This is a genomic window from Agilicoccus flavus (genome assembly GCF_014857905.1).
Classification (GTDB): Bacteria; Actinomycetota; Actinomycetes; order Actinomycetales; family Dermatophilaceae; genus Agilicoccus; species Agilicoccus flavus.
Map to the genome: position 1 here is coordinate 250485 of NZ_JACYXE010000004.1, position 12748 is coordinate 263232.

The following is a 12748-nucleotide window of genomic DNA, read 5'->3' on the forward strand; positions in this document are numbered from 1 at the left end:
CGGACCGGCCGGCGTCAACGTCGGCTCAGCAGCAGCGCGTCTTGGGGTTGCGCTCCTGCTCGGCGTACTTCTCCCGCCAGAACTCGCGTTCGGTGGGGATCGGTGCGTCGGGGTGGGTGGCGCGCAGGTGGGCGACGTAGCGGTCGTAGGCGTCCTCGCCCACGACCCCCCGCACGTACCAGCGCAGGGAGGACGCGACCCGGCGGGCCCGACCCAGCATCGCGGCGCCCGAGGTCATCCGTGCGTCCGTCCGGCCGGCACGGGGTCGAGCCCTGCGGAACGCCACTCGACGAGCGCCTCTTTCTCGACCGGGGTGGGCACGAAGCCCGCCGGCGCGAAGATGTGCGAGGGGACGTCGGGCTCCTCCGAGGTGGGCAGCCCACCGGCGCGGATCGCCCGCACGACGACGGCCAGCGTGGCGAGGAACACGAGGAGCACGAGCGCCGCGAAGACAATCGAGAGCGTGCCCTGAACCGCCGTGTTGCGGATGACGGCCTCGATCTCGGCGGGGTTCTTCGCCGTCGAGAACGTCGTCTTGCCGGCCGCGAGCGCCTCCTGCGCCTTCGTGTGCAGCGTCCAGTAGCCGAGCTTGGGGTCGGCGGAGAAGATCTTCTGCCACGAGGCGGTCATCGTGACCGTGAGCAGCAGCACGAGCGGAACGCCCGGGATCCAGGCCCACCGCAGGAGGCCCTGCTTGACGACCACGGCGAAGACCACGCACAACGCGATGCACGCGAGGAGCTGGTTGGCGATGCCGAACAGCGGGAAGAGCATGTTGATGCCGCCCAGCGGGTCGGTCACGCCCATGTAGAGGATCGAGCCCCAGCCGACGACGACGAGCGCCGAGCACAGCCAGGCGCCGACGCGCCAGCTCGGGTCCTTGAACCGCGTGAGGCCGGGGATGTTGCCGATGGCGTCCGAGAACATGAACCGGGCCACACGGGTGCCGGCGTCGATGGTCGTGAGGATGAACAGGGCCTCGAAGAGGACCGCGAAGTGGTACCAGAACGCCTTGTCGAGGATGCTCAGCAGCGGCACCCGGTGCATGACCTCGGACATCCCGAACGCGAGGGTCGGGGCGCCGCCGGTGCGGGAGATGATCGTCTTCTCGCCCACCTCGGCCGCCGCGGTCGAGTAGACGCTCGGGTCGACGGGGGGCAGGGGCGTGCCGCCCGTGCCCACGAGGCCGAGGCCGTTCGTGTACTGGGCCGCCGACGCCGGCGTGCCACCGGTGACGCCCGCGGGCGCGTTCATCGCGAAGTAGACGTGCTGGTCGATGATCGTCGCGGTGACGAGCGCCATGATCGCGACGAACGACTCGGTGAGCATGCCGCCGTAGCCGATGAGGCGGGCCTGACGTTCCTTCTCGATGAGCTTGGGCGTCGTGCCGGAGCTGATGAGGGCGTGGAAGCCGGAGATGGCGCCGCACGCGATCGTGATGAAGAGGAACGGGAAGAGCTGGCCGGCGAACGCCGGGCCGGTGCCGTCGCGCCCGAACTGGGTCAGGGCCGGCATCTGCAGCTCGGGGCGCACGACGAGGATGCCGAGCGCGAGCACGATGATCGTGCCGACCTTCATGAACGTCGACAGATAGTCGCGCGGGGCGAGCAGGAGCCATACGGGCAGGACCGAGGCGGCGAAGCCGTAGGCCGCCAGCCACAGCGCGAGGGTCGGCTTGTCGAGCGTGAACATCGCCGCGCCCCAGTCGGACTCCGAGACCCATCGACCGCTGACGATGGCGAACAGGAGGAGCGCGACGCCGATGATCGACACCTCGGAGATCTTGCCCGGCCGCAGGAAACGCAGGTATACGCCCATGAAGAGCGCGATCGGGACGGTCAGCGCGATCGAGTAGACGGCCCAGGGGCTCTCGGCCATCGCGCCGATCATCACGACGCCGAGGACGGCGATGAGGATGATCATGATCGAGAGGATGCCGAGGATGGCCGCCCAGCCGCCCACGAATCCGAGCTCGTCGCGCGCCATCTGGGCCAGACTGCGGCCGCGGCGGCGGATGGACAGGTGCAGGACCATGTAGTCCTGCACGGCGCCGGCGAAGACCACGCCGAAGATGATCCATAGCGTGCCGGGCAGGTAGCCCATCTGCGCCGCGAGGACCGGGCCGACGAGCGGACCCGCGCCCGAGATGGCGGCGAAGTGGTGCCCGAACAGGACCCGCCGGTCCGTCGGCATGAAGTCCTTGCCGTTGTCGAACTCCTCGGCCGGCGTGGCCCGGGTGTCACGGGGGCGCAGGATCTTCCGCTCGATGAACTTCGCGTACAGGCGGAAGGCGACCAGGTACGTGCCGACGGCCGCGAGGACGATCCAGACGGAGCTGATGTGCTCGCCCCGGGCGACGGCGATCATCGCCCATCCGAGGGCGGCGATGGCGGCGAGGACGGCCGTGACGAGCTTGGCCTTCCCCGAGGGGCGTCGGGGTTCCTCGACCGCGACGGGTGGGCGGTCGGGATCCGTGCGGATCAGATGCGCGTCGGCGTCGACGGACATGGCGACTCCTGTCGGAGGCTCGAGGGGTCTGGGCTGCTGCGAGGCTAGACGCTCCAGGTCACGGACCGGCCACGGTGTGGCACGCCACGCCGGGGCTGCGCCGTCCGGCGCCCGGCGGGCGCTCAGCGGTCGGTCCGGTCCGGACGGTCGGATCGTCGGCTCAGGGCCAGCCGAACGCCCGCAGCGTCGCGGCGGTGGCCGCGCCCAGGACGACGACGAGCAGGAACGGCGCCCGGAGGGCGAGCGCGACGAGCGCCACCGCGACCGCGGCGGCGCGCGAGTCGGGGGCCGGGGTGCCGTCGGGCGCGAGGAACGCCTGGACGGCGACGAGCCCGGCGAGCAGCGCCACCGGCAGCAGGCCCGTGGCCCGCGCGACCCTCGGGTGCGCGAGGTGACGCTCCGCGACGACGTAGCCGAGGAACTTCAACGCGAACGCGACGAGCGATCCGAGCAGGACCGTGGCCCAGGTGCTCATGCCGCCCCTCCTCCGGCTCCTCCGGGTCGGCGCGGACCGTGCGGCACGAGGCCTGTCACGACGGCGGCGAGGGCGGCGACCAGGATCGGCACACCGGCGGGCACGTGCGGGGCGACGACGACGACGAGGGCGACGGCCGCCAGGGCCACGGTCAGGGCCTCGCGCGAGCGCAGTCGCGGCCACAGCAGCGCGCAGAACGCCGCGGCGGCGGCGGCGTCGAGCCCGTAGGTGCGCGGGTCACCGAGCGCGTTGCCGAGCAGCGCGCCGCCGAGCGTCGTGAGGTTCCACAGGACGAAGACCGACAACCCGGTCCACCAGAAGCCGATCCGCGAGAGTCCCGTCGTCGACTGTCCGACGGCCACGGCGGTCGACTCGTCGATGGTCAGGTGCGCGGCCGCGACGCGCCGAAGTCCGTGCACGTCGAGCAGTCGGCTCACCTGGAGGCCGTAGAACCCGTTGCGCACCCCGAGCAGGGACGCCGCGGCGACCGCCGAGGCCCCCGACCCACCCGCACCGAGGATGCCGACGAGCGCGAACTGCGACCCGCCCGTGAACATGAGCGCCGAGAGCGCGCACGTCTGGAGCACGTCGAGCCCCGAGGCGACCCCCAGGGCGCCGAAGCTGACGCCGTACGCGCCGGTGGCGACGCCGACCGACACCGCGGCCCGGCGGGTCGCGGCGACCGCGCGGGGGTCGTTGGCCGCCGTCGGGGCGGGGCCCCCGGGTGCGGGGTCGGTGTCAGACATGGCGGTGCTCCCGGTGGTGGGCGGGCAGGGAGTGATCGAGGGGTGCGCGGCTCAGGCGGGTGGCTCGGGCGCCAGGCGGGTCGCGACGACGAGCCGGGCCTCGGACAGGGTGTCACCGTCGGCGGAGACGACGCGATCCCGTCTCGCGCCGTCCGCCGCGAAGCCCGCCGCGGACAGGAACGCCCGCGTGCCGCGCAGCGCGTGGGGGACCCAGGCGCTCACCCGCCACGCGCCGAGTTCACCGGCGACGTCGACACACGCGTTGAGCAGGCGCGACCCGTGCCCGGCTCCCCGGTCGCGGGGGTGCACCCCGAGGACGAGGAGGTCGTGGGTGGGCGCGTCGCCGCCGGCGTCGGGGTCGTCGTTCGGCGCGAGGGCCGCGAACCCGACGACCCGGTCGCCCGCGCGGGCGATGAGCGCGACGTGCCGCGGCGACGGGGGAGCGGCGAGGGAGGCCTCCCACGCCTGCGCGAAGGCGGCCGGCGATCCGGCGGCGAGCGCGGCCGACGGGATGAGGCCGAGGAACGCCTCCGCCCAGACGGCGTCCTGCACGATCCCGATCGCCGCGGCGTCGCCGGGCGTCGCGCGGCTCACCGAGGCGTCGGCGGTCGGCGCGCCACCGGCGACGTCGGTGGGACGGGGGGAGCCGGGCGAGCCGAGGGAGAAGAGCGGCAACGCGGGCCGGTCACCGGGCTCCGGAGGACCGGTCGGGGCCGTCGGGCCGGTCATGCCGGTGGTGGCGTGCGCTCGTACGTGACCCACGAGAAGCCGTCGTGGTCCTCCCGGGCGGTCGGCGCCCACGCGTCCCCGAGGACGGGGAACCACGTGTCCCCGTCGGGTTCGGCGTCGACGTGGGTGAGCTCGAGGCGGTGGGCCAGCGGCAGGGTCTGGGCGTAGAGCTGCGCCCCGCCGACGATCATCACCTCGCCCGGCCCGGCGACGTCGAGCGCCGTCACGAGGTCGGGCACCACCTCGACCCCCTCGCGGCGCCATCCCGGGTCGCGCGTGAGGACGATCGAGCGGCGCCCCGGCAGCGGCCGACCGATGGAGTCGAAGGTCGCGCGTCCCATGACCATCGGGTGGCCCGTCGTCAGGGCCTTGAAGCGGCGCAGATCGGCCGGCAGGTGCCACGGGATCCCGCCGCCCGCGCCGATGACGCGGTTGCGGGCGAGCGCGGCGACCAGCACGAGTCGGCTCTCGGGGGGCACGATCGTCACGATGGTCCTCAGGGTCGGAGGTCGGGGGGCGGGTGCCCGGACGGGCGCCCGGCACGGAGTCGGACGGAGCCCGGCGGAGGTCGGGCGAGGTCAGACGGCGATGGGGGCCTTGATGGAGGGATGCGGGTCGTACCCCTCGAGGACGACATCGTCGATCTCGTACTGCTCCAGCGACGCCCTCGGGGCGAGGCGCAGGGTCGGCAGCGGCCGCGGCTCGCGCTCGAGCTGGAGCCGCGCCTGGTCGAGGTGGTTCGCGTACAGGTGGGCGTCGCCGAGGGTGTGCACGAAGTCGCCCACCCCCAGCCCGGTGACCTGCGCGACCATGTGCACGAGCAGGGCGTAGGAGGCGATGTTGAACGGCACGCCGAGGAAGACGTCGGCGCTGCGCTGGTAGAGCTGGCACGACAGGCGGGCCGGGCTGCCGGGCGGGTCGTCGCGGCGCGGCGCGACGTAGAACTGGAACATCGTGTGACACGGGGGCAGCGCCATCTGGTCGACCTCGGCCGGGTTCCACGCGCTGACCACGTGCCGCCGCGACGTCGGGTTCGTGCGGATGGACTCGACGACGGCGGCGATCTGGTCGATGGGCCGCCCGTCCGGGGCGGGCCACGACCGCCACTGGTGGCCGTAGACGGGGCCCAGCTCGCCCTCGGCGTCGGCCCACTCGTCCCAGATGGTGATCCCGCGCTCCTGCAGCCAGCGCACGTTGGTGTCACCGCGCAGGAACCACAGGAGCTCGCCGACGACGGAGCGCAGGTGCAGCTTCTTCGTCGTCAGGGCCGGGAAGCCCGCCTCGAGGTCGAAGCGCATCTGGTGGCCGAAGACCGACAGGGTGCCCGTCCCGGTGCGGTCGCCGCGGGCGACGCCGTCGTCGAGGATCCGACGCAGGAGGTCGTGGTACTGCTGCATGCGCCAACCCTACGGTCCGCCCGCGCCACGCCCGCCGAGCCCCGCCGACCGCCGCAGCCCGGGCCCGTCCGAAAAAAGTCGGCGCCGGGTCGTAACGGAACGGCGTCGGGGGCGATGTCCCACGTGAACGCGGCGCTACTCGAACCCCCGAGCGAGTAGCGCCGCGTTCGTTCACGTCCGGGGCCGCCTCCCGCGCCCGGGGCACCCGGTGGCCGGTCCGGCCGCCGCGGTGGCCGGTCCGGGTACGGTGTGTGCCATGTCTTCCCCCCGCTTCGGCCGCGTGCTCACCGCGATGGTCACCCCCTTCACGCCGGAGGGGGAGGTCGATCTCGTCGCCGTCGCCGGCCTCGCCCGGCGTCTCGTGGACGACGGCACCGACGGTCTCGTCGTCAACGGCACGACCGGTGAGTCGGCGACGACGACCGACGACGAGAAGTCGCGCATCATCGAGACGGTCGTCGACGCGGTGGGGGACCGGGCGCACGTGATGGCCGGGGTCGGCACGAACGACACCCGTCACACCCTGCACCTCGCGCGCGCCGCGCAGGCCGCCGGCGCGACCGCGCTGCTCGTCGTCACGCCGTACTACAACAAGCCGCCGCAGGCGGGGATCCTCGCGCACTTCCGCGCCGTGGCCGACGCCACCGAGCTGCCCGTCGTCGTCTACGACATCCCCGGCCGCGCGGGCGTCGCCATCGAGAGCGACACGCTCATCGCCATGGCGCAGCACCCGCGCATCGTCGCCGTCAAGGACGCCAAGGGCGACCTGTGGGAGTCGACGCGGGTCATGGCCGCGACCGAACTGCAGTACTACGCAGGCGACGACGGCGCGACCCTCTCGCAGGTCGGCCAGGGCGCGGTCGGCGTCATCGGCGTGACGACCCACGTCGCCGCCGCGCGCTACCAGGAGCTGGTGCGGGCCGCCGAGACCGGCGACCGCGACCGCGCCGTCGAGCTCCATCGTTCACTCGTCCCGGCCGTCGACGCGGTCATGAACATCACCCAGGGGGCCATCATGGTCAAGGCCGCGCTCGCGGAGCTCGGATACATCACCCACGCCGGCGTCCGGCCGCCGCTCGTCGCGGCCACGCCGCAGCAGCGGGGCGCCGTCGCGGCCGGTCTCGCCGCGTCCGGACTGCAGCGGGCGGAGGCCGCGCTGTGAGCCACCCGCACCCCGAGCTCACGCTGCCGCCCCCGCTGCCGCACGGCGGCGTCCGCGTCGTCGCCCTCGGCGGCCTCGGCGAGGTGGGTCGCAACATGACCGTCATCGAGCACGCCGGCAAGCTGCTCGTCATCGACTGCGGGGTGCTGTTCCCCGAGGACCACCAGCCGGGCGTCGACCTGATCCTGCCCGACTTCTCCTACGTCGCCGACCGGCTCGACGACATCGTCGCCATCGTGCTCACGCACGGCCACGAGGACCACATCGGGGCGGTGCCCTACCTGCTCAAGCTCAAGGGGGACATCCCCCTGGTCGGCTCGACCCTGACGCTGGCGCTCATCGAGGCCAAGCTCAAGGAGCACCGGATCAAGCCGTACACGCTCGGCGTGGCCGAGGGGCAGATCGAGCGGTTCGGGCCGTTCGAGTGCGAGTTCGTCGCCGTCAACCACTCGATCCCGGACGCGCTCGCCGTGGCCGTGCGCACCGAGGGCGGACTGCTCCTGCACACCGGCGACTTCAAGATGGACCAGCTGCCGCTCGACAAGCGCCTCACCGACCTGCGGGCCTTCGCGCGGTTGGGGGAGGAGGGCGTCGACCTCTTCCTCACCGACTCGACGAACGCCGAGGTGCCCGGGTTCACCACGCCCGAGAAGGACATCTACCCGGCCATCGAGCGGGTCTTCACCAAGGCGCGGCGGCGGATCATCGTCGCGTGTTTCTCCTCGCACGTGCACCGCGTGCAGCAGGTGCTCGACGCCGCGGCTCAGACGGGCCGCAAGGTCGCGATCGTCGGCCGGTCGATGATCCGGAACATGGGGATCGCCGAGGAGCTCGGCTACCTGCACGTGCCGCCGGACGTCATCGTCGACATCAAGAAGCTCAACGACTACCCGGAGGATCGTCAGGTGCTCGTGTGCACCGGGTCCCAGGGCGAGCCGATGGCCGCGCTGTCCCGGATGGCGAACCGCGACCACAAGATCGACGTCGGCGAAGGCGACACGGTCGTCCTCGCGAGCTCGCTCATCCCCGGCAACGAGAACGCCGTCTACCGCGTCATCAACGGGCTCATGCGCCTCGGGGCGACGGTCGTGCACAAGGGCAACGCGAAGGTGCACGTGTCGGGGCACGCCAGCGCCGGCGAGCTCCTGTACTGCTACAACATCGTCAAGCCCACGAACGTCATGCCCGTGCACGGCGAGTGGCGCCACCTCGTCGCCAACGGCGCCCTGGCCGAGGCGACCGGCGTGGCCCCCGATCGGGTCGTGCTCGCCGAGGACGGCGTCGTCGTCGACCTCGTCGACGGCATCGCCCGCATCGTCGGCGCCGTGGAGTGCGGGTACATCTACGTCGACGGGTCCACCGTGGGCGAGACCGACGAGTCCCTGCTCAAGGACCGCCGCATCCTGCGCGACGAGGGCTTCATCACCGTCGTCATCGTCGTCGACTCCTCGACCGGCAAGGTGTCGAGCGGGCCGGAGATCCTCGCGCGTGGTTTCGCCGAGGGAGCGGCCGCGCTCGACGGCGTCGCCCCGCAGATCGTCGCCGCGGTGGAGCAGGCCTCGGGCAAGGGCGGCGCCGACTCCTACCAGCTCCAGCAGGTGGTGCGCCGCACCGTCGGATCGTTCGTGGGCGGGAAGCTGCGGCGCCGTCCGATGATCATCCCCGTCGTGATCGAGGCCTGACGAACACGTAGCGCAGGGTGGGGGCGAGCGCAGCGAGCTTCCGCCCGGAGCGGAGTGGAGGAGGGTCGGTGGTCGGGTTCGAGGCCTGACGAACACGTAGCGCAGGGTGGGGGCGAGCGCAGCGAGCTTCCGCCCGGAGCGGAGTGGAGGAGGGCCGGTGGTCGGGTTCGAGGCCTGACGAACACGTAGCGCAGTACGGCGGGCCGGCCGGGCACGCCGGGGGCGGGCTCCCTGGACGAGCGTCCCTGCTCACCTAGAGTGAGCTGGTGGCCCCTCGTGAATCGACGTCCTCGCGCCCTGCGACGACCCGCCGGACGTCTCGTCCGGCGGCGTCGGGCAAGGGCGGCGCGACGTCGCGCGGCGGTCGCGCCGCGTCGGGTCGCGGTTCGACGGCCCGAGGGCGCGGGGCCACGCGCGCCAAGGACGGCGGCCTCCCGCTCGGTGTGCGAGCGGTCCGCGGAACATGGATGGGGGTGGCCCGGGTGGCGGGTGGAGCGGTTCGCCGGGTCGGCGCGAGCGCGAGCGACCTCGAGCCGGAGCACCGTCGGGACGGCTGGGGCCTCTTCCTCATCGCCCTGGCGATCGTCTTCGCGGCGCGGGAGTGGTGGGGTCTGCCGGGCACGGTGGGCGATCTGATCCACACCGTCGGGGCGGGGACGTTCGGTCGGGCGGTGCTGCTGCTGCCGATCGTGCTCGTCGGGTTCGGGATCCGCGTCATGCGCCGGCCGGACGACGGTCGCGGCACGAACCGGATGGCGATCGGCACGATCGCGACGACGCTGGCGCTGTGCGGTGTGCTCCACGTGCTCATGGGCTCGCCGGGCATGGCGGGCGGCCTCGAGCCGTTGCGCGTGGCCGGCGGCATGATCGGCTATCTCGCGGGGGCGCCGCTCGAGGCGGGTCTGACCGCGTACGGCGCGGTCCCGATCCTCGTCCTCGTCGGCGTCTTCGGGGTGCTCGTCCTCACGGCCACCCCGGTGCACCGCATCCCCGAACGCCTCGCCGAGCTGGGCGAGAGCCTCTTCGGCCCCACGACGCCGCGGGACGACGCCGCCTCCTCGGCGCTCGCCCGCCAACGGCGCGCGCGGGGCGAGGGTCCGTTGGCCGGCGACGAGGCGTTCGAGCAGGCCGCGCAGGTGCACCGCGTCGGTCGCCGATCGGGTCGGCTGCTGCGGGGCGCTCGGCGCGGCGACGACGCGCCGACCGAGGGGATCGACGGCGCGGCCGAGGTGGCCGACGCATCGACGGGCGGCGCGCGCGGCTCCGATCGGGCCGGGCGCGGCTCGACCGCCGCGTCGGCAGTACCACCCGCGGTGACCGACGTCGCCACCTCGGAGCACTCGACCGCGCCCACGCCGGCCGGGGCCGACGCGTCCTCGCCCCCCGCCTCCGGGCCGCGGCCGGGGCAGAAGCGCCCGGTCCAGGGCTCGCAGGTCCCCGAGAACCGGCCGAAGCCCGAACTCGAGGCGCCCGTCACGGAGCCGCTCCCGGCGCGGGTCGAGCAGCTCTCGCTGGCGGGCGACGTCACCTACACGCTCCCCGACCACCAGCTGCTCAAGCCCGGCCCGCCGCACAAGACGCGTTCCGCGGTCAACGACCGCGTCGTCGAGTCCCTCACCGGCGTCCTCGACCAGTTCGGGATCGACGCCCAGGTGACGGGATTCTCGCGGGGGCCGACGGTGACCCGTTACGAGGTCGAGCTCGGCCAGGCCGTCAAGGTGGAGCGGGTCACGGCGCTGAGCAAGAACATCGCCTACGCGGTGGCGAGTGCCGACGTGCGGATCCTGTCGCCGATCCCGGGCAAGTCGGCCATCGGCATCGAGATCCCGAACGCCGACCGCGAGACGGTCAGCCTCGGCGACGTCCTGCGCAGCCAGGTGGCCCACCGCAACACCCACCCGATGGTCATGGGCGTCGGCAAGGACGTCGAGGGCGGGTACGTCATCGCGAACCTGTCGAAGATGCCGCATATGCTCGTCGCCGGCGCCACCGGCTCCGGGAAGTCGAGCTTCGTCAACTCGATGATCACGTCGATCCTCATGCGCAGCACGCCCGACGAGGTCCGCATGATCCTCGTCGACCCCAAGCGCGTGGAGCTCACCGTCTACGACGGCATCCCGCACCTCATCACGCCGATCATCACCAACCCCAAGAAGGCGGCCGAGGCCCTCGACTGGGTCGTGCGCGAGATGGACGCGCGCTACGACGACCTCGCGGCGTTCGGCTACAAGCACGTCGACGACTTCAACAAGGCCGTCCGCGCCGGGGCTGTCAAGCCCCTGCCCGGGTCGGAGCGGGTCATCGCGCCGTACCCGTACCTGCTCGTCGTCGTCGACGAGCTCGCGGACCTCATGATGGTCGCCCCGCGCGACGTCGAGGCGTCGATCCAGCGGATCACCCAGCTCGCCCGCGCGGCGGGCATCCACCTCGTCCTCGCGACGCAGCGGCCGTCCGTCGACGTCGTCACCGGCATCATCAAGTCCAACGTGCCGTCGCGGCTCGCGTTCGCGACGTCGTCGCTCGCGGACTCCCGCGTCATCCTCGACATGCCCGGCGCGGAGAAGCTCATCGGTCAGGGCGACGCGCTGTTCCTGCCGATGGGGGCGAGCAAGCCGATGCGCGTGCAGGGCGCCTGGGTGACGGAGTCCGAGATCGAGGACGTCGTCGCCCACGTCACCGGGCAGCTCAAGCCCAGCTACCGCGAGGACGTCACGGTCAAGGCGCCGACGAAGCAGATCGACGACGACATCGGCGACGACCTCGACCTGTTGTTGCAGGCCACGGAGCTCGTCGTGACCACCCAGTTCGGCTCGACGTCGATGCTGCAGCGCAAGCTGCGGGTCGGGTTCGCCAAGGCGGGCCGGCTCATGGACCTGCTCGAGTCCCGGGGCGTCGTCGGTCCCTCCGAGGGGTCCAAGGCCCGCGACGTCCTCATCAAGCCCGACGACCTCCCCGCGACCCTCGCGGTCATGCGGGGCGAGGACGTGCCGGACGCCGGGGCGGCCGCGCTCGGCGACCACGACGGCGGCGTCGAGGTCGTCGAGGACGAGAGCGAGGACGCCTGGGAGCTCACCGGGCGGGGCGCGCGCTGAGGTCGACCGTGATCCTCACCTCCGACGCCGGGCGGACGCACGGCCGGCCCCGCCGCGCGACGACGCGGTCGCCCCGCGTGCGTCTGCTCGGGGCGGGTCTGCTCGTCTCGCTCGTCGCGTCGGCGTGCAGCGGCATCGAGCCCGAGTCGTCGTCGGTCACCACGCCCCCGCCCACCACACCGCCCGCGCTCACCGAGCAGGCGCTGTCCGCGCGGTTCGACCGGTGGCGGGCGGCGGCCGGGGGATCGCTCGCGTTGGCCTGGGCCCCGGTGGGCCGGCCCGACGCGGTCCGCGCGTTGGGGTCGGTCACCGACCAACAGTCGTGGTCGACGATCAAGGTGCCCGTGGCCCTCGCCGCGGTCCGCGCGGCCGGCGGCGAGCCGGGCGAGGGGGTCCGCCGGGATCTCGACCTCGCGTTGACGGTGTCGGACAACGACGCCGCCCGACGCCTGTGGCGTTCGCTCGGCCCGACCGAGCAGGCCGCGCGCAGCGTCGACGCCGTGCTCGCGCAGGCGGGCGACGCCACCACGCGGACGGCACGTGACGGCAGCTCCGACGTCTCGTTCGGGCTCACGCGCTGGAGCGTGCCGGACGCCGCCCGCTTCGCCGCCGGGCTGCCCTGCCTGGCGGGGGTGGCGCCGGTGTGGGAGCGGATGGGCCGCGTCGACGCGGCGCAGCGGTGGGGGATCGGCCGCGTCGCCGGCTCCCACCTCAAGGGAGGGTGGGGGCCCAGCCCCCACGGCTATCTCATGCGGCAGATCGGGGTGGTCCCGCTCGCGGACGGGTCGGCGGTGGCCGTGGCCGTGGCGACCCAGCCCCCGAAGGACTCCCACCCGGCAGGGGCGGCCGCGCTCGACCGGACGGTGCGCGGTCTCGTGGCGGCCCTCGGACCGGCGGACGGCGGGCGCTGCCCGGCCCGCTGAGCTCGGATCGGCCGGAGCGGACCCGGCGTCGAGT

11 protein-coding genes are annotated in these 12748 nt (G+C 73.3%); 4 read left to right on the forward strand and 7 right to left on the reverse strand.

Annotated features, from left to right (window positions below; all coding sequences use genetic code 11):
• Positions 1 to 25 precede the first annotated feature (25 nt).
• The 7 genes from ICW24_RS08535 to ICW24_RS08565 form a co-directional block, all read right to left on the reverse strand.
• Positions 26 to 238, reverse strand: coding sequence for a YbdD/YjiX family protein (locus ICW24_RS08535; RefSeq protein ID WP_226345284.1), 213 nt, complete (start codon positions 236 to 238; stop codon positions 26 to 28).
• A complete protein-coding gene (locus tag ICW24_RS08540) occupies positions 235 to 2508 on the reverse strand; it encodes a carbon starvation CstA family protein (RefSeq protein WP_226345285.1) in 2274 nt (757 codons plus the stop codon). Before ICW24_RS08540 ends, ICW24_RS08535 begins: the two co-directional genes overlap by 4 nt.
• A 160-nt stretch (positions 2509 to 2668) precedes the next feature.
• A complete protein-coding gene (locus tag ICW24_RS08545) occupies positions 2669 to 2983 on the reverse strand; it encodes an AzlD domain-containing protein (RefSeq protein WP_226345286.1) in 315 nt (104 codons plus the stop codon).
• Entirely contained in the window at positions 2980 to 3729 is a 750-nt protein-coding gene (locus ICW24_RS08550) for an AzlC family ABC transporter permease (RefSeq protein WP_226345287.1), read from the reverse strand. Before ICW24_RS08550 ends, ICW24_RS08545 begins: the two co-directional genes overlap by 4 nt.
• 51 nt (positions 3730 to 3780) lie before the next feature.
• Positions 3781 to 4458: a GNAT family N-acetyltransferase gene (locus tag ICW24_RS08555; RefSeq protein WP_226345288.1), complete on the reverse strand. Its 678-nt coding sequence runs from the start codon at positions 4456 to 4458 to the stop codon at positions 3781 to 3783.
• A complete protein-coding gene (locus ICW24_RS08560; RefSeq protein ID WP_226345289.1) occupies positions 4455 to 4946 on the reverse strand; it encodes a dihydrofolate reductase in 492 nt (163 codons plus the stop codon). The genes ICW24_RS08555 and ICW24_RS08560 overlap by 4 nt, the downstream gene beginning before the upstream one ends.
• A gap of 90 nt (positions 4947 to 5036) precedes the next feature.
• Positions 5037 to 5855, reverse strand: coding sequence for a thymidylate synthase (locus ICW24_RS08565; protein WP_226345290.1), 819 nt, complete (start codon positions 5853 to 5855; stop codon positions 5037 to 5039).
• Between the two features lie 256 nt (positions 5856 to 6111).
• Here ICW24_RS08565 and dapA point away from each other — a divergent pair, with 256 nt between their 5' ends.
• The 4 genes from dapA (at position 6112) to ICW24_RS08585 (ending at position 12714) form a co-directional block, all read left to right on the forward strand.
• Positions 6112 to 7017, forward strand: coding sequence for a 4-hydroxy-tetrahydrodipicolinate synthase (gene dapA, locus ICW24_RS08570; protein WP_226345291.1), 906 nt, complete (start codon positions 6112 to 6114; stop codon positions 7015 to 7017).
• A complete protein-coding gene (locus ICW24_RS08575; protein ID WP_226345292.1) occupies positions 7014 to 8699 on the forward strand; it encodes a ribonuclease J in 1686 nt (561 codons plus the stop codon). Before dapA ends, ICW24_RS08575 begins: the two co-directional genes overlap by 4 nt.
• A 467-nt stretch (positions 8700 to 9166) precedes the next feature.
• Positions 9167 to 11791 carry an FtsK/SpoIIIE family DNA translocase gene (locus ICW24_RS08580; RefSeq protein ID WP_226345293.1) on the forward strand — a complete coding sequence of 875 codons (2625 nt, stop codon included), beginning with the start codon at positions 9167 to 9169 and terminating at the stop codon, positions 11789 to 11791.
• 8 nt (positions 11792 to 11799) lie between these two features.
• A complete protein-coding gene (locus ICW24_RS08585) occupies positions 11800 to 12714 on the forward strand; it encodes a serine hydrolase (protein WP_226345294.1) in 915 nt (304 codons plus the stop codon).
• Positions 12715 to 12748 lie beyond the last annotated feature (34 nt).